Annotated in this window: 11 protein-coding genes; 3 read left to right on the top strand and 8 right to left on the bottom strand. The window is 73.6% G+C overall.

Annotated elements, in window-relative coordinates; all coding sequences use genetic code 11:
* Window positions 1–94: 94 nt before the first annotated feature.
* Both ACZ7LU_RS36940 and ACZ7LU_RS36935 read right to left on the bottom strand, forming a co-directional pair.
* Window positions 95–1693, bottom strand: a complete 1599-nt coding sequence (locus ACZ7LU_RS36940; protein WP_471919246.1) for a hypothetical protein — start codon at window positions 1691–1693, stop codon at window positions 95–97.
* Complete coding sequence (locus ACZ7LU_RS36935) at window positions 1690–5202, bottom strand: bifunctional glycosyltransferase/CDP-glycerol:glycerophosphate glycerophosphotransferase (protein ID WP_471919245.1); 3513 nt, start codon at window positions 5200–5202, stop codon at window positions 1690–1692. The genes ACZ7LU_RS36940 and ACZ7LU_RS36935 overlap by 4 nt, the downstream gene beginning before the upstream one ends.
* Before the next feature lie 149 nt (window positions 5203–5351).
* Here ACZ7LU_RS36935 and ACZ7LU_RS36930 point away from each other — a divergent pair, with 149 nt between their 5' ends.
* Window positions 5352–7451: a bifunctional glycosyltransferase/CDP-glycerol:glycerophosphate glycerophosphotransferase gene (locus ACZ7LU_RS36930; RefSeq protein ID WP_471919244.1), complete on the top strand. Its 2100-nt coding sequence runs from the start codon at window positions 5352–5354 to the stop codon at window positions 7449–7451.
* On the opposite strand, the gene ACZ7LU_RS36925 is transcribed toward ACZ7LU_RS36930, so the two are convergent.
* The 6 genes from ACZ7LU_RS36925 to ACZ7LU_RS36900 all read right to left on the bottom strand — a co-directional run bounded on the left by ACZ7LU_RS36925 (window position 7439) and on the right by ACZ7LU_RS36900 (window position 18729).
* The gene (locus ACZ7LU_RS36925; RefSeq protein WP_471919243.1) at window positions 7439–10255 is read right to left on the bottom strand and encodes a stealth conserved region 3 domain-containing protein; all 2817 of its coding nucleotides are present in this window, start codon (window positions 10253–10255) and stop codon (window positions 7439–7441) included. The genes ACZ7LU_RS36930 and ACZ7LU_RS36925 overlap by 13 nt on opposite strands.
* Window positions 10252–11403 carry a hypothetical protein gene (locus tag ACZ7LU_RS36920; protein ID WP_471919242.1) on the bottom strand — a complete coding sequence of 384 codons (1152 nt, stop codon included), beginning with the start codon at window positions 11401–11403 and terminating at the stop codon, window positions 10252–10254. Before ACZ7LU_RS36920 ends, ACZ7LU_RS36925 begins: the two co-directional genes overlap by 4 nt.
* Window positions 11404–11506: 103 nt before the next feature.
* Window positions 11507–12394, bottom strand: coding sequence for a carbohydrate ABC transporter permease (locus ACZ7LU_RS36915; RefSeq protein WP_398298363.1), 888 nt, complete (start codon window positions 12392–12394; stop codon window positions 11507–11509).
* Window positions 12391–13737 carry a carbohydrate ABC transporter permease gene (locus ACZ7LU_RS36910; RefSeq protein WP_471919241.1) on the bottom strand — a complete coding sequence of 449 codons (1347 nt, stop codon included), beginning with the start codon at window positions 13735–13737 and terminating at the stop codon, window positions 12391–12393. The genes ACZ7LU_RS36915 and ACZ7LU_RS36910 overlap by 4 nt, the downstream gene beginning before the upstream one ends.
* Before the next feature lie 4 nt (window positions 13738–13741).
* The gene (locus tag ACZ7LU_RS36905) at window positions 13742–15136 is read right to left on the bottom strand and encodes an ABC transporter substrate-binding protein (protein WP_468082634.1); all 1395 of its coding nucleotides are present in this window, start codon (window positions 15134–15136) and stop codon (window positions 13742–13744) included.
* A gap of 215 nt (window positions 15137–15351) precedes the next feature.
* Window positions 15352–18729, bottom strand: a complete 3378-nt coding sequence (locus tag ACZ7LU_RS36900) for an FHA domain-containing protein (protein WP_471919240.1) — start codon at window positions 18727–18729, stop codon at window positions 15352–15354.
* Between the two features lie 464 nt (window positions 18730–19193).
* Here ACZ7LU_RS36900 and ACZ7LU_RS36895 point away from each other — a divergent pair, with 464 nt between their 5' ends.
* Window positions 19194–20894: a serine/threonine-protein kinase gene (locus ACZ7LU_RS36895; protein WP_468717118.1), complete on the top strand. Its 1701-nt coding sequence runs from the start codon at window positions 19194–19196 to the stop codon at window positions 20892–20894.
* 120 nt (window positions 20895–21014) lie between these two features.
* Window positions 21015–22274: a serine/threonine-protein kinase gene (locus ACZ7LU_RS36890; protein WP_471919239.1), complete on the top strand. Its 1260-nt coding sequence runs from the start codon at window positions 21015–21017 to the stop codon at window positions 22272–22274.
* Window positions 22275–22374: the final 100 nt, after the last annotated feature.

Genomic DNA, 22374 nt, shown 5'->3' with positions numbered 1-22374 from the left:
CGGAGGAGGCGGACGGGTTAGTGGCAGGAGTGTTCTGGGCAGTCGGGTGAGGCAGGTTGCGGTCCACAGGGGAAATGGTAGGCGTTTCTCGTAATTATCCGATTAGGTGGGCATTCGCCGGTGAGGCCGCCCGGTCGGCACCGGGCCGCCGTGGCTGGTCCGCACCGCCGACCCGCGCGAGCACCTCACCCGTGCGCCGGCTCCAGCCGACCACCACCGCCTCGGGCGGGACGCGTTGGCCGGGCGAGAGCAGCAGCCACCGCACCTGGTAGCGGCGGACGATCGCCGCGCGTTCGGCGCGCGTGGACTCCGGGGACAGATAGGCGCGCACGGCCGCCAGGCGGCGGTGGCGCACGTCCTCGTCGAGGGAGGCGTCCGGCCAGGCGGGGGCGACGAGATTGGCTCCGTAGCCGGGCACGGAGCGGGTGGGGCGGTAGCCGTCGGTCAGGACGACATCGCCCTTGCGCAGGTGGCCGACCGCCCACCCGTAGCCGGGCCAGCGCGGCGGCTGGTCGAAGCCGACCGGGTCCAGGGCGCGCGGCACGACGGCGCCCGCCTGGATCTGGAAGAAGCCGACGCAGGCGCCGAGGGCCGCGGCCCCGACGAGCGCGCCGCGCCGCCACCCCCAGGGGCGGGGCGCCACGAGCTCGATGGCCAGGGCGAACTGGAGGGGCACCAGGGTCAGGCCGAGGATGCGGCCGTACGTGTAGTGACCACTGACCCAGCCGTACGCGACGACCGCGCAGTCCAGGGCGAACATGAGGACCAAGGGGTCCCTGCGGTCCCTGCGGAAGCGGAGCCACAGCGCGGGCAGGCCGAGCAGCGCCAGCCAGAAGCGCTGGGGCATCTCCGTGTAGAGCTGGCGGTGGATCCAGTCGACGGACTCGTCACCGACGAGGGAGAAGACGCTGTAGTACGGCCAGACCGCCGCAACAACCGCCGCGACCACGGCGGTTGCCGCCCAGTGCCACGCCCGGTGCCACGCCGGGCCCCCCACCGTGCGCCCCGACGCGGCGAACGCGACGACGCCGATCACCGCCGCCACCGAAGAGATGGGGTGGATCAGCAGGATCAGCCCGCACAGGACACCGAGCCCGGCGTACGGCCACCAGGAGCGCCCCGCGCGGTGGACGAGGGTGCCGGCCCAGGCCCACGCCCAGAACGTCAGGCCGATCGCGAACGTCGACGGGTAGCCGAGGTTCCCCGTCATCGACATCAGGCCCAGATAGCCGCTCCACCACGCCATCCGTGTGCCCCACAGCAGCACCATCGCGAACAGCGCGAGGACCGGCGCCCACGGGCGGGGCGTCAGGACGCGGACGAAGCGGCCGATGCCGGTGAGCAGGACGAGGAGGTTCAGCGGGCCGGCGAGCTTGACGACCTCCCAGCCCGCGAGCCCCGTGGCCCTGGCGAACGCGCCCTGCGCGACGGCGTACGGCGAGTAGTACGCGCTGCCGTGGCCCGGCAGGTCCGCCATCGGATGCGCCGGGTGGAGGAGGTTGTCCTTCAGGCGTTCGACGACGGCCGCGTGCTGGCCGAAGTCGCAGCACATCGGGACCCGCCAGAACGCCAGCGACATCACCACCCAGAACAGCCCGCCGACGACCACGTAGGGGCTCGGGCGCCGGCGCCGGCCGCCGCCCAGCGCCGTCGCGCCGTGGCAGGCCCTGCGGGTCAGCAGCGCCCCGCTCACCGCATGAGCCTCTCCGCGACACGGGCCGCGGCCCGCCCGTCGTCCAGGTCGCAGTAGGCCTCGCGGAACGCCGCGTACGCCTCCGCGTGCCGGGCCGAGATCGCGTCCAGGTCGCGCAGCGCCTCGACGACCTCGCCGGTGGAGGCGAGCAGCGGGCCCGGGGCGCGGGTCTCGAAGTCGAGGTAGAAGCCGCGCACCGTGTCGCGGTAGTGCTCCAGGTCGTACGCGTGGAACAGCATCGGGCGCCCGGTGTGCGCGAAGTCGAACATCAGCGAGGAGTAGTCCGTCACCAGCACGTCGGCGAGCAGCAGGAGTTCGGCGGCCCGCGGATGCGCGGACACGTCGCGTACGAAGGGGGCGCGGGCGCCCGGCAGCCGGCCCGCCGTCAGCGGGTGCTTGCGGACGAGCAGCACGTGGTCGTCGCCGAGCACGGACTCGGCCGCGCGGAAGTCCAGCGCGGGTTCGTAGCGGAACCGGCCGGGGGAGTACGCGAGGTGGTCCCGGTACGTCGGCGCGTACAGCACGACGCGCTTGTCCGGGGCGATGCCGAGCTCGCGGCGGACCCGCTCGGCGACCTTCTGCCGGTCGTCGCCGAACAGCACGTCGTTGCGGGGCGAGCCCGCCTCCAGGATCTCGCCGTCGTAGGCGAGGGCGCGGCCCAGGTGCGGGGTGGAGAACCGGTTCGGCGAGACGAGCACGTCCCACTGGCGGGACAGCTTCGGCAGCGCGTCGAGGTGGGCGTGGTCGGCGTAGAGGGTGTCGGTCAGGTCGGTGCCGATCCGCTTGAGCGGGGCGCCGTGCCAGGTCTGGACGACGGTCTGGCCCTGGCGGCGCTCGAAGAAGTCCGGCAGGTGGCCCGCGGTGACGATGCGGCGGCAGCGCGCCAGCGCCTCGTACCAGTCGGCGCTGTGCTCCTCGACGCCCTTGGCGCCGGCCGGGACGCGGGTCTGCTGGTCGTGCGTGACCCACAGGTGTTCGACGTCGGCGCCGCGCCGCACCAGCTCCTCGTGGACGGCGCGCGGCGAGTCCCCGTCGAAGTACAGGACGGCGTCGGTGAGCGGCAGCCTGCGGCGGCTCGGGTAGTGGACGGTGCGGAGCCGGTGCCGCCGGTACGCGCCGCGTTCGGACCGCGAGAGGACCGAGCCCGCCTCGACGAGCAGCCGGTCACCGAACCGCCGGTCGACGGTGAACTCCCGCCCCTGGGCGGTGTGGTGGAGGGGCAGCGTGACGGACGCGGAGGCCAGCAGCCGCACGGGCATCCCGTCCTCGGCCGCCCCCTCGGCGGCCTCTTCGGAGGAGCCGCCCGCCCCCGTGCCGTCGCGCAGGAACGCGTACCACCGGCCCTCGCGCAGCACCCCGCCGCCCGGCGCGACCACCGCGCGGAAGCGGTCGCCGTCGTGCTCGGCCGGTACCGTCAGCTCCTCGTCGCGGCCGCTGTGCCGCAGGACAAGCTCGGGCTCGTGCCAGCCGGTCGCGGCCAGTGAGCCCTCCACGGTCAGCGTGTCGTCCGGCCCCCATGCGACGCGGTCGGCGATCGGCCTGCGGGTCAGTTCGACGACGAGGCGGCCCTGGTCGTTGGCGGTGGCGCACAGCTCGCGGCCAGCGCCGGACGCGTACCGGCCCGGAGGCAGGTCGAGGGTGGCGGCCAGCGGCTTCAGGGTGCCGTCGGGCAGGACGAGGTTGGCCTGCCAGCGCTCGCCGTGCGGCGGCTCGACCTCCTTGGGCGCCAGGTGCGGGGTGGGCGGCACGCTCTCCAGGTCGGCGAGCCGGACGCGTACGTCGAAGCGGTCACCGGTGACGCGCACCGGGCAGTCGAGGTCCGTCCGCGTGGGCGCGTGGGTGAGGCGGAGCGCGGCGGGCCGCGGACCTCCCGCCAGGGTGCCCGTCAGCACCACGTGGTCCCCGTCGCGCCGGTGGGCGTCCACGCGCGCCGCGTACTCCTGGATCCGCAGCACGAGCCGACCCTTGCTGAAGCCGAGGACGAGCCGGAGCCCGTCGCCGAGCTCCCGCGCCAGGGACTGCGCGGAGGCGCCCTCCGAGGACCGCACGGCCGCCCGCCGCACCGTGCCGTGGCCCGCGACGACCACGCCGAACAGCCAGTTCCCCGGCCGCCAGCGCCCGCCGGTCCTGAGCTGTTCGGGGTCGACGGTCATCTCGAAGCCGGACAGGTCGTAGCAGTGCAGCCGCTGCCGGGACTTCTCGGTGGCCTCCGGCGCGGTGACCGTCCGCGTCGGCACGCGGCGGATCTGGCGCCTGCTGTGCGCGGACTTGAGCAGGCCCGCCTTCACGGAGTGCCCGGGGCGGGTCGCCTCCAGGTTGCGGACGTACGCGTATCCGCTGATCCGCAGCTTTCCCTCGGCGTCCCACCGCGCCTCGCTCACGCGTGCCACGACGGGGAGTTCGCCCCGGCCGAGGCGCGCCACCTTGTCGGGCAGGGGACCGACCCCGGGGTAGACGGCGCTGCGCCGCACCTTCCCGCGCACGTGGAAGGCCGTGCCGTTGGCCCGCTCGAAGGCGAGCAGCTCGATCAGTTCGGCGGTGCGCGACTCGCGGACGAGCTGCCACTTGACGCGCAGGTCGACGGGGAGCCCGGCGAGCACGTCCGGGTCGGCGCGGCGCAGGAAAGCGGCCGTGTCCGTGAGGAACGCCGAACGGTACTCGGGGCCGCCCATCGGCAGCCCCTCCAGGAAGTACACGAAGTCGTCGCGCAGACAGGACGCGTCGTACGTCTTCTTCATCTCCGGCGCGTGCCGGGCGAGGAACCCGCTGACGTGCGCGCATGCCGCGATCCGGTCGCGGACGCCCTTGACGTCGGTGCGGCGCCGGGTGATGGAGCCCTCGCGGACCCGCCAGTAGTAGACGTGGTCGCTGAGTACGTCCACGGATCCGGCGAGGAAGTGCGCCGGGATCATCACGGGGGTGTCCTCGTAGAGCTTGCCCTCGGGGAAGGTGAAGCGGTGCCGGTCCCAGAAGGCGCGGCGGAACACCTTGTTCCAGGCCACGCGGTCGGAGAGCAGGTCCAGGTCCTCGGAGATGTGGGTGCTCGTGCGCGCCTCGGTCAGCCACTTGTACTGCCAGGCCTGCGAGCGCCCGCGCTCGGTGAGCCGCCAGACATTGCCGCTCGCGAAGTCGGACCCGGTGGCGTCCAGGCTCGCGATCATCCGTCCGTACGCGTCGTGCGGCACGACGTCGTCACTGTCGACGAAGGTGAGGAACTCGGCAGTCGGGGACGCCTTGCGCACCCCGGTGTTGCGGGCGGCGCTCAGTCCGGCGTTGCGCTGGCGGACGTAGACGAAGCGGGGGTCCCTGGCGGCGAACTCGCGGGCGATGCGGGGGCTGCCGTCCGTCGAGCCGTCGTCGACGAGGATGCACTCCAGGCCGCCGCGCGCCTCGGGGCCGCCCAGCAGGCCTGGTCCGTCCATGGTCTGCCCGGCGATCGACTCCAGGCACTCCTCCAGAAACTCCTCGACGTTGTAGATGGGTACGACGACGCTGAGACGGGGCTGCACGCGAACCGGCCTTTCGGTGGGGATAACGGCATATTCGTCCCCTTTGCCCGCTCGCGTCTCACGACGGTCAAGGTCTTTGCACTCCACCACCCCAACGAGTGACGCTCGGTCTTCGACAGGCGGTGCCCGGCTGACTACGGTCGGTGCCCATGACGCGCTTCTCGGTAGTCGTCCCCGTCCACCGCGTCCAGGGCTACCTGCGCGCATGCCTGGAGTCGGTGCTCACCCAGTCCTTCGGCGACCTCGAACTGATCGTGGTCGACGACGCGTCCCCCGACGCCTCGGCCGCGATCGCCGCGGAGTACGCGGAGCGCGACCCGCGCACGCACCTCGTCCGCGTCCCCGACCGGACGGGCACGGGCCCCGCCCGCAACACCGGCGCCGACCGCGCCACCGGCGACCACCTCCTCTTCCTCGACGGCGACGACCTGCTGCTCCCCGGCGCCCTCGCGGCCGTCGACGCCGCACTCACCGCGGCCGACGACCCCGACGTCCTGCTCTGCGCCCACGACCGCGTCGACTGGTGGGAGCACGTCCGCCCCGGCGGCGACGACCTCACGGGCGACCCCCTCGCCGTCACCCCCGCCGCCTGGAACCGCGTCTTCCGGCGCGACTTCTGGCGTGCGCAGCGGCTCGCGTTCTCCGCGGGCGCCTACGAGGACGTGGTGCCGGTGCACACCGCGACCCTCCGCGCGGGCGACCGCGTCACCGTACTCGACCGGCCCTGCGTGCGCTGGCGCGAGCGGCGCGCGGGCAGCTTCACCAAGACGCCGGGCCGCGCCCACTTCGCCGTCGTCGGACGGTACGAGCAGCTGCTCGCGGCCGCAGGACCCGAGGAGCGCGCCCGGCTCCTGCCGCACGCCGCCGCCCACCTGCTCGCCGTCCTCGACGACCCCGGACGGATCCGGCAGGCCGACCGGCGTGACTTCTTCCGCGAGGCGTCCCGCGTCCACCGGGCGTACGCGCCCGCGGGCACCGCGCCCCGCACCCCCGAGGGCAAGGCCCTCGCCGCCGCCTCCTTCACCGCCTACGAAGGCCTGCGCAAGGCCGAGACGCGGCGGCTGCGCGTCACCCGCAGGCTGACGCGGCAGAAGAAGAAGCTGCGGGCCCGCGCCATGCGCGCCGCCTACCGCGCCGACCTGCGCCGCCCCCTCGACCCGCACCTCGCGGTCTACGGTGCCTACTGGAACCGCGGCGTCTCCTGCAACCCGGCCGCCATCCACGCCAAGGCACGCGAACTCGCCCCGCACGTCCGGGGCGTGTGGGTGGTCTCAAGCCGCAACAAGCACCGGGTACCACCCGGTGTCGAGTACGTCATCGAGGGCTCCCGGCGCTACTGGCAGACGATGGCCACGGCGACGTACCTCGTGAACAACTCCAGCTTTCCCGGCGGCTTCACCAAACGCCCCGGCCAGGTCTACCTCCAGACCCACCACGGCACCCCGCTGAAGACGATGGGCCTCGACCAGCGCCGCTACCCCGCGGGCACGCACGGCATCAGCTTCCAGAAGGTCCTCGACCACACCGACCAGTGGGACTACAGCCTCTCCTCGAACCCTCACTCCACGGAGATCTGGGAACGCGTCTACCCCTCCGTCGCCTATCAGCCCTTGGAGGCGGGCTATCCGCGCAACGACGTCTACTTCACGGCGGGGACAGAGGAAGTGGAGCGTGTCCGGGCGCAGTTGGGTGTCGACGACGGGCGGACCGTGCTGCTGTACGCGCCCACCCACCGCGACTATCAGAAGGGCTTCCTGCCCCGCCTCGACCTGCGCCGCTTCGCCGAGACACTCGGCCCGTCGTACGTCGTGCTCGTGCGCGCCCACTACTTCTACGGCGCCGACGCCGGCCTGGAGAACCACCCGCAGCTCATCGACGCCACCGGGCACCCGCACGTCGAGGAGCTGTGTCTGGCCGCCGACGCCCTCGTCACCGACTACTCGTCCCTGATGTTCGACTACGCCTGCCTGGACCGCCCCATCGTCACGTACGCCCCCGACTGGCAGGCCTACCGCCTCGCCCGCGGCACCTACTTCGACCTGCTCTCCGGACGCCCCGGCGAGACACCGGGCGCCGTGGCCACCACCGAGGACGAGCTGGCGGGACTCTTCCGGTACGGGGGCTGGGACACGGCGGAGACGACGGCGCTGCGGACGGCGTTCCGGGAACGCTTCTGCCCCTACGACGACGGGAACGCCGCCGAACGCGTCGTCCGGCGGCTGTTCCTCTCTGCCTCTCAGAGCTCGTAGGGCGAGCGCACCGGAAAGTACGCCGTCAGGAACGACCGGATGGCGAGCGCCATCTCCTCGTCCGTCACCCCGCCGTCCGGGGACTCCCCGATGCAGAACGCCGTCCTGTCGCGGTTCTGCAGCAGCCGCCCGAGCCGCGCGTGGTCGGCGCGGTCGCCGATGTCCACGAAGTCGTACGAGATGCCGGCGGGTACCGCGCGCCCCGTCAGGTAGGCGTAGTGGTGGTGCAGCGACGAGACGAGCGAGAAGTCGTCGCGGCAGCGGAACCGGCTGCGGGCCGTGGCCGCCAGCTGCTCGGGGAAGCGCTCGGTGATCTCCGCGAGGACGCTGCGGCGCAGCGCGTACGGCACGTGGAAGAAGGTGTGCGTCGTCGTCCTGCCGAACTCGCGGCGCAGCAGCTCACGGTTGTTCTTCGCCGCCGCCAGATAGCCCTCGTCGCCGGGCGCGACCGGCAGCGCGGGCACGGACGCCGACGACCAGAAGAAGCGGGCGAGGCCGTTGCTGAGGAAGAAGGTGTCCGGGTTGGTGGGGCGGCCGAGGAACATGTCGTCGTTGAAGTAGAGGAAGTGCTCCGACAGGCCTTCGATGCGGTGCAGTTGGGACTCGATGGAGTGCGAGTTGAAGGTCGGCAGGCACGCCTCGGGGTCGGCGAACAGCTCGCGGTGGTCGACCACCGTCAGGCCCGGCTGATCCCGGTCGAGCCAGGGCGGGACCTGTCCGGCCGTGACGAGGTACACGTGCCGGATCCACGGCGCGTACATCGCGAGGGAGCGCAGGCTGAAGCGGAGCTCGTCGCGGTTGCGGAAGCGCACCGCGCCGTTGTCGGCCGACGTGTCGCCGCCGCCGAGCGTCGCGTCGCGCAGGGCGCGCCACTCGGGGTCCGAGTCGTCGACCCAGGTGTAGACGGCGTCGATGGGGAAGTCGACGTCCTTGACGAGGAGTTCGGTGAACACGTCCAGGGTCGGATACGCGCGGTCGGCCACGCACAGCGTCGCCGTGGGCGTGAGCGAGGGCAGCTCGGCGCCCGCCAGCGTCGCACCGAACGGGGCCCGGAAGGAGCCGTCGGGTGTCCGCGTCCAGAACCCCACCGTGCAGGCGAGCCCCGCGCCGTGCCGCAGCGACAGCGTGGTCGTGGTGACCGGCTTGAACAGCTTGACGCCCGCCAGCTCGCCGATGGTGTCGAGGCGCTCGGCGAGCACGGTGCCGGGCGCCGCGTCGCGCGGGTTGACCAGCTCGGCGTAGACGGGCTGCCCGCGCAGCACACCGGCGAGCGCCTTCAGTGCGCGGCCCCGGTCGTCCTCCGCCACGGCCAGGGTGTGGGCGGCGCCGTTGGTGGTGCGGACGAGGATGTACGGGACGTCCTGCGCCTCCAGGGCGTCCGCGGCGAGCTCAAGGTTCCAGTCGGCCATGTGGGGCGCGAGCACGTCGTCGCGCCGCTCGGCGAGGCGGCCCACCGAGCGGATGACGCGGCCCGTGGTGTCGGCGGCGCGGATCTCCTCCTCGCGGGCGTGCTCGTCGGCGGCGGCCGCGGCGTCGAAGGTGTGCGGGGCGGTGGGCCGGAAGCCGCTGCCGCCGGACGCCACACCGAGCGCCACCCGGTCCGCGCGCCCGCGCAGCCGCTCCGGCCGGTCGCGCCCCGCGACGAGCCGCGTGTACAGCTCCTCCCAGCGCGCGGTGACGTCCGCGGAGGAGAACCGCGCGTAGACACCTTCGCGGGCCGCCTGGGCGTAGGCGCGCCGCTTCTCGTCGTCCGCCATCAACTCACCCATGGCGACAGCGAGTTCGTCGACCTCGCCGGGCGGCACGAGCAGCCCGTCGACGCGGTGCCGCACGATCTCGGCGGGCCCCGTCAGCACGTCGTACGCGACCACCGGCACCCCGGCGGCGAGCGCTTCGAGGAGCACGAGCGGGAACGCTTCGTTGTGTCCAGCCGTCATCAGGCTCAGCCCGGCCTTGGCCCACTCGGCCGCCATGTCCTGGCAGGGCCCGAGGAGCTCCACCCGGTCGTGCAGTCCGAACCCGTCGACCAGGCGGCGCAGCTGCCGCTCGCGGTGGCCGCCGCCGAAGATCCGCAGCGTCCACTCCGGGTGCGCGTCGGCGACCTGCGCGAACGCCCGGACGGCGTGGTCGACCCGCTTCTCGCCGGTCAGCCGCGCCGCCATCACGATGACCTTGCCCTCGCCGTCCGCGCGCGGCCGGAAGCCGTCGGGCACGGCGTTCGGGATGACGGCCAGCTCGGGGGCGGTGGCGCCCAGGGACTCCGCGATCCAGTCGCGGGTGCGCTCGGTGAGCGTGACCAGCGCGTCCAGGCGCGGCGCGTGCAGCAGCAGCGGTTCGCCGGACGGGCCGCGGCGCTGGGTGGGGCGGTGCTCCTGGTGCACGGTGACGACCCGCGCGGGCACGAGCGCCACGGCGGCGGCGAGGAGCGCGGGCGTCGTGGTGACCAGCACGTCGGTGTCGATCGCGCCGAGCGCGGCGGCCATCTCGATGTCCGAGAGGCGGTCGAAGGCGTCCTCCCAGGCGGGTCTGATCAGCTCGCTGGGCAGTGCGGCGAGCGCCCGGCACGCGGCGTCGTCCAACTCCGTCTCCCGCACCGGGCGTTCGGGCGTCACGGTGCGGTCCACGAGGTGGCGCACGGGCAGGCCGCGCGCCTCGGCGAAGAACGGCTCGGCGCGGGTCCGGAAGACGGAGACGACCTCGACCTCGATGCCGGGACGCTCCGCGAGGTGCCGCGCCTGGGTGTACGTGGCGAGCTCGGTGCCGCCCATCTCGTCGCCCCAGCCGAGCAGGTACGTGATCTTCATGTGGTCTCCTCCGCGAACTCGCGTGTGCCGTCGGGCTCGGGTGCGGCGGACTCCGTCGCGGCTGCCGGCTCCGTCACGGCGGTGGGCTCCGGTGGTCCGGCGGGCTTCCGGGTGGCTTCGGTGGTGATGTCCCAGCACGTCACCGCGAAGGCGCCGGTCCTGGTGAAGTGGGCGTGGGCCCGGACGAGCGCGCCGTCCGGCAGGGCGAAGACGCGGAAGGGGGTGGGGTAGGCGGTGGACGGGTCGCGCACGTCGGTCAGCCACCGGCCGAGGGGCAGCGGGCCCACCCGGAAGTCCCACACCCACTGCCCGGCACCCGCCCCTGCCATCGCGCCGAGCGGCACGCGCAGCGTGAAGGTGGTCTCCTCGGTGTTCTCCTGCCAGGACACCTCCGCCGGTACGACGACGCCGTCCCGCCGCCGCACGGCCTCGGCCCGGAGCTTCTGGGGCAGGCCCCGGTTCCCCGCCACGAGCCTCCCGTGAACCGTGATCCCGTCCCCGGCCGGCACGAACCGCACCAGCTCCGCCCGCGCCCGCGATCGCGTCGCCTGCAACACCGCCCGCCCGCTACGGGCCCTGACGATCCGGACGAGCGTGCCGGTCAGGGGGTCGGGGGCGTGAGGCACGGTGGGCGTGGCGGGCGGCGGGGCGGTGGGCGGCGCGGGTGGGGGATTCGGCGGTGTGGTGGGGGTGCCCGTCTCGGCGGGAGCGAGACCGTACCGCCGTACGCGGCCGTCGGCGCCCCGCGCCTCGACGGTGAGCCGCCACACGCCGTCCCCCATGCCGCGCAGGGTCGCCGTGGCCGTCAGCAGGGGCATCCCGCCGGTACGCGTCTCCCGGACGAGCGGCACGACGAGCCTGCGCGGCCCCCGCGAGATCACCAGGCGGGCGCCGCCCGTCCCGCCGAGGACGCCTTCCGCGCGGAGTGCGAGGTTGAGGGTCCGGCTGTCCCGCAACGAGAAGTGCACAGGTGCCAGCAGCGGCGCCCCTGCCGCACGGCGGCCCGGCCCCGCCGCGGGCCCACGCTGCCGCCCCGCCGCCGCCCGCTCCAGGCGGAAGCGGGTGGTCCGGGCGGTGGCGAGCAGGCGTCGTACGAGAGCAGCGGGTGGTCCGGGACGTCGGCGCGGCCTCAAGCTCAAGTGGTACATCTGTCCACTCTGACCGCATATGTTCGGAACCTCGCGCGCAGCTACGCCATTCTCGCGGGGGCCGGACGGGTCATGCCCTGCCCCCGACCCGGCCCTCGCCCGCTTACTTCACCGCCCCCGCCATCACGCCGGAAACGAACTGCCGCTGGAACGCGAAGAAGACGGCCAGCGGAATCACCATCGAGATGAACGCGCCCGGCGCCAGGATCTGCACGTTGTCGCCGAAGAACCGCACCTGCTGCTGGAGCGCCACCGTGATCGGCGGGTTCTGGGAGTCCGCGAAGATCAGCGCGATCAGCATGTCGTTCCAGACCCAGAGGAACTGGAAGATGCCGAGCGAGGCGATCGCGGGCGCCCCGAGCGGCATCACGACCCGCAGGAACAGCCGCATCTCGCCCGCGCCGTCGAGCCGGGCCGCCTCCAGGAGTTCGCGCGGGATCTCCGCGAAGAAGTTCCGCAGCAGGAAGATCGCGAACGGCAGGCCGAACGCGACATGGAAGAGGATCACGCCGATCGTCGTCTCGAAGATGCCGATCTCGCCGAACAGCTTGGAGACCGGCAGGAGCGCCACCTGCACCGGGACGACGAGCAGCCCCACCACGCCGATGAACCACCAGTCGCGCCCCGGGAAGTCCATCCACGCGAAGGCGTACCCGGCGAGCGCCCCGATCACCACGACGAGCAGCGTCGCCGGCACGGTGATCATGACGCTGGCCAGGATCGAGTCGGTGATCGTGTCGTCTTCCAGGAGGTTGGAGTAGTTGTCCAGCGTCAGCTGCGAGGGCGCGCCGAAGACCTTCCACCAGCCGCTCTCGCTCATGTCGGCGGGCGTCCTCAGCGAGCCGATCAGCAGCCCGACCGCCGGCACCAGCCAGAAGAGGCCGACCAGCACGAGGAACACGCGCAGCGCGGTGCCGCCGAGCGCCGAGGCGACGCGGGCGCCCACGGACTGCTTGGCCTTGACGGTCACGGTCTCGGTCTGCGTCGTCACCGCTGCGCCTCCCGCCTCATGCGCCGAATGTTGAACAGCATCACGGGAATCACGAGCAGGAAGAGCAGGACGGCGATCGCGCTCGCCACGCCCGCGTCCCGGTCGCCGAAGGCCGAGTTGTACAGCTGGACCGCGAGCACGTTCGCCTCGTCCTTCGACGAGCCCGGCGGGATCACGAAGACCAGGTCGAAGATCTTCAGTACGTTGATCATCAGCGTGACGAGGACCACCGCGAGGACCGGGGCGAGCAGCGGCACCGTCACCCGGCGGAAGACCTGCCACTCGTTGGCGCCGTCCACGCGCGCCGCCTCCAGGAGTTCACGCGGCACGCTCGCGAGACCCGCCGCGATCAGGACCATCGCGAAACCCGCCCACATCCACAGGTAGGAGCCGATGATCGCGGGCGTGATCAGGCTCGGGCCCAGCCAGTCCACGCCGTTGTACGCCTCGCGGAAGTTCGACGCGGGATAGCGGAGTTGGGCGCCGTCGGCCTCCTTGGGGAGGGCGAAGGTACCGTCCGCCGCCGCCTCCGTGGACGCCACGACCTCACCGTCCTTGACGGCCTCGATCTTGATGCCCGCGTAGCCGAACTCCGAGGAGTCGGGGGCGTTCGGCTCGCCCCGGCCCTTGCCGCGCGTGAAGTCCTGCCAGGCCGTACCGGTGACCCGGTCCGGGTCGGCCCGCGCCGGCTCCGCGGCCTTCGCGTCGTCCGGCATCTCGTTCGGCGGCACACCCGTCAGCGGCAGCACCACCGGCTTGCCCGCCTCGACCGGCTCCTTCGTGATGAAGGCGCCGCCGCCCGCCGACTTGAGGGGCGAGTTCATGCTCGGATGCGCCTGCGGGAACGCCGACGCCTCGGCGAACGTGTCGTGCACGCTCACCGCCACCGCGTTGGCCACGCCCCGGTCGGGATCGGACTCGTACACCAGCCGGAAGATGATGCCCGCGGCCAGCATGGAGATCGCCATCGGCATGAAGATGACGAGCTTGAACGCCGTGCCCCAGCGGACCCGTTCGGTCAGCACGGCGAAGATCAGGCCGAGCGCGGTCGCCACGGTCGGCGCCACCACCAGCCAGATCGCGTTGTTCTTGATGGCGGTCACGATGCTGTCGTCGGTGAACAGCGTCTCGTAGTTGCCGAACGCCGTGAAGTCGCCCGACTTGTCGAAGAAGCTGCGGAACAGCGAGTACCCGATGGGGTAGAGGACGAGCGCGCCGAGCAGCACCAGGGCGGGCAGCAGGAACAGCACCGCCACGGTCTTCCGGGTGCCGGTCACGCTCTTGCGCGAGGTCGGGGCCGGGGGCACCACCTGCGGGGTGCCCTCGGCGTTCGCGGACGCCACCGCGTCAGTCCTTGTAGGCCTTGGCGGCGGCCGTCTCCAGGACCTTCTGCGTGCCGGCGACGTCCTCCGGGTTCTTCAGGAAGTCCTGCAGCGCCTTCCACTCGCCCTTGCCCGGCGTACCGCCGAAGGACTGCGGGGCCTGGTCGGACATGTCGAAGCGGATGTCGTCACCGGCCTCGATCAGCGCCTTGGCGATGTTCCGCTGCACGTCGTTCGGATACGCGGACATGTCCAGGTTCTTGTTCGGCGAGATGAAGCCGCCGGCCTCCGCCCAGATCTTCGCCGCGTCCGGCGAGCCCAGGAACGTCAGGAGCGCCTGCGCGCCCTTGCTGTCCTTCAGCGCGACCGCGGCGTCACCGCCGACCACGGCGGGGGACTCGTCACCGACCGCCGGGAAGGGGAACACCTTGGCGTCCTTCCCCACCTCCGCCTTGGTCTCCGAGATGGCGAGGGACACCATGTCGCCCTCGAACACCATGCCCGCCTTCGGTTGGTCGCCGCCCCGGAAGGTCTGCTTCACGGACGCGGGGAACTCGGTCTGCAGCGCGCCGTCCGCGCCGCCCGCCACGAAGCCCTTCTTCCCGAACAGCTCACCGAGGGTGGTCAGCGCGTCCTTGACGGACGGGTCCGTCCACTTGATCTCGTGCCGGGCGAGCTGGTCGTACTTCTCCGGGCCCGCCTGCGAGAGGTAGATGTTCTCGAACCAGTCGGTGAGCGTCCACGCCTCGGCGCCCGCCACCGACACCGGCGGCACACCGGAGTCGTAGACGGTCTGGGAGGTCTCCATGAACTCGTCCCAGGTCTTGGGCGGCTTGACGCCCGCGTTCTCGAAGACGAGCGTGTTGTACCAGATCAGCGACTTGTTGGCCGCCTTGAAGTACACGCCGTACTGCTTGCCGTCGACGGCTCCCAGGTCCTGCCAGCCCTTGGCGTAGTTCTTGTCGAGCTGCTTCTGGGCCTCGGGCCCGACCGGCTTGGCCCACTTGTTCGCCACGGCCTGCTCGATCGCGCCGACCTGCGGCAGCATCGCGACGTCCGGCGGCGCCCCGCCCGCCACCTTCGACTCCAGGAAGCTGATGATGGGGTCCTGCGCGGGCACGAAGGAGACCTTGGCGCCGGTCCGCTTCTCGAACTCGTCGAGGACCTTCAGGAACACCTTGCGCTCCGCGCCGCCCCACACGGCGGCCACGGAGACGTTCTCCCCGTCCAGCTTCGGCAGTCGGAGCGCGCTCCCCGTTTGCTTGTCGCCGCCGCCGGAGCCCTTGTCACCGTCGTCGCTGTCGTCACCGCCGCAGGCGGTGACGGTGAGAGCGAGCGCGCTCGCGACGACGGCGGAGGCGATCCTGGCGGTGGTACGCCGATGTAGCGGTGCCCTGCGTGTACGAAGAGTGCTGCGCATCACTGCCCCGTTCTCTTCCCTGGCGAGTCCCGTGCGGTCTGGTCTACGCCCGCGCGGGGAGGGGCGGCAAGATGGCCTGCGCTGTCAACTCGCTGATCGTAATGGCGTTGTGACGTGGCGTCATGAGGTTTAGGAGCGGTGTTCCCTCACCACCAGGGACTTGCTTCCCTTGCCTCCAGGGACTTGCTTTCCTCACTGCCAGGGACTTGATTCCCTCACAGCAGGGACGGCACCTGGTCCGCCGAGACGGACCGTGCGGCCCGCTCCAGCGCACTGGCCAGCAGGGCCAGATCCGTCGGTCCGTTCCCCAGCTCGCGCACGGGCCGCCGGGCCGGCGGGTCGCCCATCCGCTCCCACTCCAGAGGGACCACCGTGGGCCGCAGCGTCGCCGTACGGGGAATCCGGCCCGTCACCCGGCCCGCCTGGAAGGCCGTGGCCCGCCCGTCCGGGGAGCGGAGCTCGCCCCGCCCCGGCGCGGGCTCCTCCGGCCCCGAAGCGACCGCGTCGAGGACCACCCGCAGGGACGCCCGCTGCCCGAGCTCCGTCTCCGGCATCCGCTCACTGCGGCCCGTGGTCGCCACGAGATGCACCCCGAGCCGCTCCCCGTCCCGCGCCACGGCCTCCAGCGCGCGGACCACCGAACCGGCGGCGGGCCGCCCGGGGGAGCCGAGGGCGGGGGAGAGCAGCGCGTCGAAGTCGTCGACGAGGACGACGAGCCGGGGGAGCGGCGGCCCCGGCTCCACCCGCTGCCGCGCCGCGGCGGGCCGCAGCCGCATCGTGGCGCTGGGCGGCGGTTCGAGGTCGCCGTCGAGCCCCTGCGCCACTCCGGAAGCCGCCGCCGAGGCCGAGACCGAGGCTGCGGAGGCGGAGGGTGCGGAGGCGGAGGCCGTGGCCGCGGAGGACTGCGAGCGCTGCGTGACCATCCGCCCCGACACCTCCCGCTGCGTGTGCCACTCCGTGAAGCCAAGCCTGCCGAGCAGCTCGGCCCTGCGCTTCAGTTCGGCGGCCAGGGACTGGGCGAACTCCCGCATGCGGACAGGGTCGTTGGCCACGAGGTGCGTGGTGACGTGCGGCAGGTCCGTACAGACACCGAGTCCCGTCCCCTGCCGTCCCGTGGCGCCGCCCGCGCCGACGCCGTCCCGCCCGTCGACGAGCACGATGCCGAGCCGGTCGGGGCGCTCCGCGGCGGCCAGCGAGGCGGCGACGGAGCGCAACAGCTCCGTACGACCGCTGCCCGCGGGGCCCTCCACGAGCAGATGCGGCCCGTCGGCGGCGAGGTCCGCGACGACGGGCCCGCGCGGCCCCGCGCCGAGCACCGCCACGGCGCGCCCGCCGAGCGCCTCGGGGTCGTCGGCCGCCGCCGCCCACCGCGCCATCAGGGAGGCGGGGGTGGCCCTGGCGAGCCCCAGCTCGTCGAGCAGCCGGGCCGCCTGGGGCAGCGGCGCGGACACGCGCGCGTGGCCCTCACCGGCCGTGCCGTCCGAGCGCAGCGGCGCGAGCGCCCGCGCGAACCGCTCGGCCCAGGCCGCCGACACGGCGTCCACCGCGGCGACGGTGCCGTGCCCCGCGGGGCGGCCGCCCGCCGTCCGCATCAGCCTCAGCGCGGTCGCCACGTCACCGCTGAGCAGCGCGGCGGCACCGCAGGCACGGAAGGCCGGCGTCACCGCGCAGGCGGCTTCGTACGTGTCGAGGACCGGGGACGCGGGGGAGGCCGCCACCGTCTCGGCGAGGCACACGACGTGGATCCCGGCGCGCGCTCCCTCGTCGGCGAGCCGGACGGTGGCCTCGCGCAGCCCGGCGGACCCGGGGTCGCCGTCGACGACGACGACCGTGCGGGCACCGGCCGCCACGCCGTCCGTGCCGTACGCCCCGCCGTCGGCGATGCGGTCGTCGAGGCGCCGGGCCAGCTCGTCCGTGCGGGCGGCCGCCTGGTCGCGGTCGTAGGCGAGGAGGAGGCGGCAGTCCTGGCCGTGGGTGGGCCGCAGGTGGGGCAACCAGCCGAGCCACGCCCACTCGGCGGTGCGCTCGGCCGTGGGGCGCGCCCGGTCCGTGCTGATCAGCACGATCTCCAGGGAGTCGGGCGAGTGCAGCGCGGCGAGCTGGGCGACGACCGCCCTGGCCAGGCCGGCCAGCCGGTCCCTGGGCCCGGCGAGGCCCAGCGAGCCCGCCTCCCGCAGGCCGACCGTGACGGGCACGGCGGGCAGCAGCTCGTCGCGCCCGTCGGCGCCGGGCAGGGTCCGGTCGACCGTGCCGAGCCGCACCGCGAGCGCCTCCGGGTGGTCGGGGCCGCGCTCCCAGAGGCGGGGGCCGGGGCCGAGCGCGGTGAGCAGCAGGGTGGCGGGATCGGGCCACGACTCGGGCGTACGGGCGGCGGCCGTTATGGCGAGGTCCTCCGGGGAGAGCTCCAGGGGTCCGCCGGCGCCGCCCCGGCCGCCGTCGGCGTACGCCTCGTGGCGGCCGTCGTGGTCCTCGTACTCCTCGGGGCCGTCCGGGCCGTCGTACACGTCGTACCCCTCCGGGGTGCGGCCGCCGTCCCGGCCTCCGGTGAGCCGGCGGGCCCAGGCGGAGAGGCCGCCGCGCCTGCGCACGGCGCGCGGCAGGGCCGTCCCGCGCGCGGGGGTGCCGGTGGTGCTGCCGGGGGCCCCGGTGCTCCCGGTGCCGGTCCGCTCGGCGTCGGGCATGCCGCCCTGCTGCGGCACGACGGGGGTGTCGGTGCCGGTGGGGCCTGCGTGGGTCCCGTGTGTGCCGTACGCGGCCGTCGGCCGGTTCTCGTATGTTCCTCGTGTGCCGTACGCCCCTTCAGTGCCGACACCGGTGCCGGCCGCGGCGCCCCAGCCCGCCGAGCCGTACGCGTGGTGGGTGGCGGCGGGGGTGGGGGACGGCTCTCCGAGGGTGGGCGGCGGGGCCGCGGCGGGGCGCACGCGCACGTGGCCCTCGCCGTCCGGGGCCGTGGCGAGCACGCCGCTCACGCCGGGCACCGGGCCGCCCCTGCCGTCCGTCAGGCGGAGCGCGGACTCGCCGATGCGGAGCAGGGAGCCGGGGGAGAGCCGGACCGGGCGGTCGGTGATCTCCCTGCCGTCCACCGCCGTGCCGTTCGTCGAGTGCAGGTCCGCGACCGTGACGCGGCCGTCCGGGTCGAGCGTGACAGCGCAGTGCAGCCGGGAGACGTCCGGGTCGTCCAGCGGCACGTCGGCCTCCGCGGAGCGGCCCACGCGGATCTGGCCGCCGTGCAGCAGGTGGACGCCGCCCGCGTCCGGTCCCGCCACGACGTGCAACTGCGCGGCCGCGCCGGACAGTTCGGGACCCGGCTCGGCGGGGGCGCCCAGCGAGAGCACCGCGCCGTCGATCAAGGGGGGCTCGCCGAGCGTGCAGCGCTGGGCGTCGAGGCGGTCCGGGCCCGCGAACAGCACGAGGGGCGCCTCGCTGCCCGCCACGGCCGTGGCGAGACCGGAGACCACCGCGGCGAGCGCGGTCCCCGCGGGGGCGGTGACCAGGACGTCACAGGCACCTTGGGCCCCGGTCGCCGTCGCGGGGCGGCCTTGCTGCTCGGTCTGGCCGCTGCGCGGCCCGAGGACGGTCAGCCGGATCTGCATCGCCGTCAGCGGTCCCTTCTGCGCTGGGCGCCCGGCACGGGGACACGCGCTGTGATTCCCCCCACCGCACACGGGCACGTCGGCCAGTACTGGAGGCATCCTCGCACCTGCCACTGACAACACGCCCGGCGGCCACCTGTAAGTGATCTTGATTGGTCGGCTCTGCTCGGAAAAGTGCCTGCTTGGACCGTTGCGCATAAGCGCGGAGGTTCCTCGAAGAAGGTCAATCCGGGACCACTCGGCAACCAATGGCCACGGGCGAGCGTCTTTCCACCGAACAACGATCCGGAAAGCCCCGGAAAGAAATGGCCGAGAGGAATCCGACCGGCCGGTGCCCTGTTCGGCGGCACTACAGTGGGTCGGAACACCTTCGTCGGAACATCTTGTCGGAACACCTTCGGACAGCCCCCCGGACAGGACCAGCGTCCGGGCGGGACCAGCCAGACCAGCAGGGAGCGCATGACGTGCGGCCGGTAGGCAGCAAGTACCTGCTCGAGGAGCCGCTCGGGCGCGGCGCCACGGGCACCGTCTGGCGAGCCCGCCAGCGGGAGACCGCGGGCGCCGAGGCGGCCGTTCCCGGCCAGCCCGGCGAGACCGTCGCGATCAAGGTCCTCAAGGAAGAGCTCGCCAACGACGCGGACGTCGTGATGCGCTTCCTCAGGGAGCGGTCCGTCCTGCTCAGGCTCACGCACGAGAACATCGTCCGCACGCGTGACCTGGTCGTCGAGGGCGACCTCCTCGCCCTGGTCATGGACCTCGTGGACGGCCCCGACCTGCACCGCTACCTCCGCGAGAACGGCCCGTTCACGCCGGTCGCGGCGGCCCTGCTGACCGCCCAGATCGCCGACGCGCTCGCCGCGAGCCACGCCGACGGCGTGGTGCACCGCGACCTGAAGCCCGCGAACGTCCTCCTCAAGCAGGACGACGCAGGGATGCACCCGATGCTCACCGACTTCGGCATCGCCCGCCTCGCGGACTCGCCCGGCCTGACCCGCACCCACGAGTTCGTCGGCACGCCCGCGTACGTGGCGCCGGAGTCCGCCGAGGGCCGCCCGCAGACCAGCGCCGTGGACATCTACGGCGCGGGCATCCTGCTGTACGAGCTCGTCACCGGCCGCCCGCCGTTCTCCGGCGGCTCCGCCCTCGAAGTCCTGCACCAGCACCTCAGCGCCGAGCCGCGCCGCCCCTCGACCGTCCCCGACCCGCTGTGGACGGTCATCGAGCGCTGCCTCGACAAGAACCCGGACCGCCGCCCCAGCGCCGAGAACCTCGCCCGCGGCCTGCGTGCCGTCGCCGAGGGCGTCGGCGTGCACTCCACCCCGGCGCAGATCGCCGCCGCGGAGGGCGTGGGCGCGCTCCTCATGCCGGACCCGGCGCCGGCCCCCGTCCCGGGGACCCCGGGCGCGGCCGACCCCACGCAGGTCCTGCCGAGCAACGCGGGCTCGTACGACCCGAACGCCGCGACCAGCGTCATGCAGAGCACCGGCGGCCACACCCCCGGCTCCTCGGACGCCGACCCGACGTCCGTGCTGCCGCGCGGCGGCAACGCCGACCCGACCGCGGTCATGCCGCCCGTCCCGCCGAACGGCCCGGGAGCGGACCCGAACGACCCGCACCCCTGGCAGAGCCAGATGGCCGCGGCCCGCGACCGCAACGAACAGACCCAGTACCAGGCCTACCTGGACCCCGAGCAGGACCCGCTGCGCCGCCGCCCCCAGCGCCAGGTCGCCCGGCCCCAGCAGCAGCCGCCGCAGCAGCACCCCCAGCAGTACGCGCCGCAGCAGCCGCGGGGCCAGCGCCAGCAACGACAGCAGCGCCAGCAGCAGTACGCGCCCGCGCCGCAGCAGCACCAGCCCCAGCACCAGCCGCAGCAGTACGCGCCCCCGCAGGCGCCGCCGCCCCAGCAGCCCGCCCCGCGTCCCGCGCGGGAGCCGCGCGAACCGCGTCAGCCGAGGCAGCGCAGCGCCAACCCGATGAAGATCCCGGGCCTCGGCTGCCTCAAGGGCTGCCTGTTCACGATCGTCATCCTCTTCGTGGCGAGCTGGCTGGTCTGGGAGTTCAGCCCCCTCCAGGACTGGATCGGCACGACGAAGGGCTACTGGGAACAGCTGACGGATTGGTACAACACGGTCAGCGGCTGGCTCGGCAAGGTCGGCGGCAACTAGGCCGCACCCAGACGGTTCTGTGGATTTGTCGACATCTGCAGAGTGAAATCCGCTCCCGGAGTGAAGGTTGGCGGCAAGGCCGCGTAGTTTTGTCGCCAACACGCATCCGTAGGAGCAGTCTTGACGCGCAAGATCGGCAGCCGGTACACCGCCCACCAGATCCTGGGCCGTGGCAGCGCCGGCACGGTGTGGCTCGGCGAGGGACCCGAGGGCCCCGTCGCCATCAAGCTGCTGCGCGAGGACCTGGCGTCCGACCAGGAGCTCGTCGGCCGCTTCGTCCAGGAGCGCACGGCGCTGCTCAGCCTCGACCACGCGCGCGTGGTGGGCGTCCACGACCTGGTCGTCGACGGCAACGACCTCGCCCTGGTCATGGACCTCGTCCGCGGCACGGACCTGCGCACCCGCCTGGAGCGTGAGCGGCGCATGGCCCCCGAGGCCGCCGTCGCCATCGTCGCGGACGTCGCCGACGGCCTCGCCGCCGCGCACGCAGCGGGCATCGTCCACCGCGACGTCAAGCCCGAGAACGTCCTCTTGGACATGCAGGGCCCCCTCGGCCCCGGCGGCGCGCACCCCGCCCTCCTCACGGACTTCGGCGTCGCCAAGCTGATCGACTCCCCGCGCCGGACCCGCGCGACGAAGATCATCGGCACGCCGGACTACCTCGCCCCCGAGATCGTCGAGGGCCTGCCCCCACGCGCGGCCGTCGACATCTACGCCCTCGCCACCGTCCTCTACGAACTCCTCGCCGGCTTCACCCCCTTCGGCGGCGGCCACCCCGGCGCGATCCTGCGCCGCCACGTCACCGAGACGGTGGTCCCCCTCCCCGGCATCCCCGAGGAGCTCTGGCAGCTCCTCGTCCAGTGCCTGGCCAAGGCGCCCGCGTCCCGGCTGCGCGCCTCCGAGCTGGCCACGCGCCTGCGGGAGCTGCTTCCGCTGGTCGCGGGGATGCCGCCGCTGGACGTCGACGAGCCGGACACGGAGTCCGACGGGACCGAGGAGGCGTACGAGAACTCCGCCTCCGGCTCCTCCACCGCCCCCGAGCCCCGCGAGGCCGCGCCCCGGCGGGGTGCCGTCCCCCTCGTCCCCGGCTCGGCCTCCGCCGACTCCAACCGCGACACCCACACGTCCATGCGGGTCCCGGGCCCGGACGAGCTCGCCGGCGGCGCCCGCGGCACGGCCCGCGCCCCCCGTGCGGCAGGCGCGGCCCGCCCCGGCTCCGCCAAGCACCGCTCCTCGGCCCGCCGCCGCAGGATCACCCTGGGCGTGGCGGGAGCGGTCCTGGTCGCCGCAGCGGGCATCGGCACCTGGGCGGCCACCCACAGCGACGCCGCCGACACACCCCCCACGGACAGCGGAAACTCAGCGCCTCCGGCCCCGTAGAGGCCCCGGGCCCGGATGTCTCCCACCCACCCATCCGCTCACCCGCACCGCACGGTGCCGTAGGACACAGAGCCCTGCCCCGGACCGGGGCACTTGCCGC

Source organism: Streptomyces sp. NPDC039462, from assembly GCF_055639375.1.
This window is presented reverse-complemented; position numbering and strand designations above follow the sequence as displayed.

Coding starts and splice junctions, on each gene's coding strand:
- ACZ7LU_RS36930 (WP_471919244.1), top strand. CDS start 5,352: ATGACGCGCTTCTCGGTAGTCGTCCCCGTCCACCGCGTCCAGGGCTAC.
- ACZ7LU_RS36925 (WP_471919243.1), bottom strand. CDS start 10,255: ATGAAGATCACGTACCTGCTCGGCTGGGGCGACGAGATGGGCGGCACC.
- ACZ7LU_RS36920 (WP_471919242.1), bottom strand. CDS start 11,403: ATGTACCACTTGAGCTTGAGGCCGCGCCGACGTCCCGGACCACCCGCT.
- ACZ7LU_RS36905 (WP_468082634.1), bottom strand. CDS start 15,136: ATGCGCAGCACTCTTCGTACACGCAGGGCACCGCTACATCGGCGTACC.
- ACZ7LU_RS36900 (WP_471919240.1), bottom strand. CDS start 18,729: ATGCAGATCCGGCTGACCGTCCTCGGGCCGCGCAGCGGCCAGACCGAG.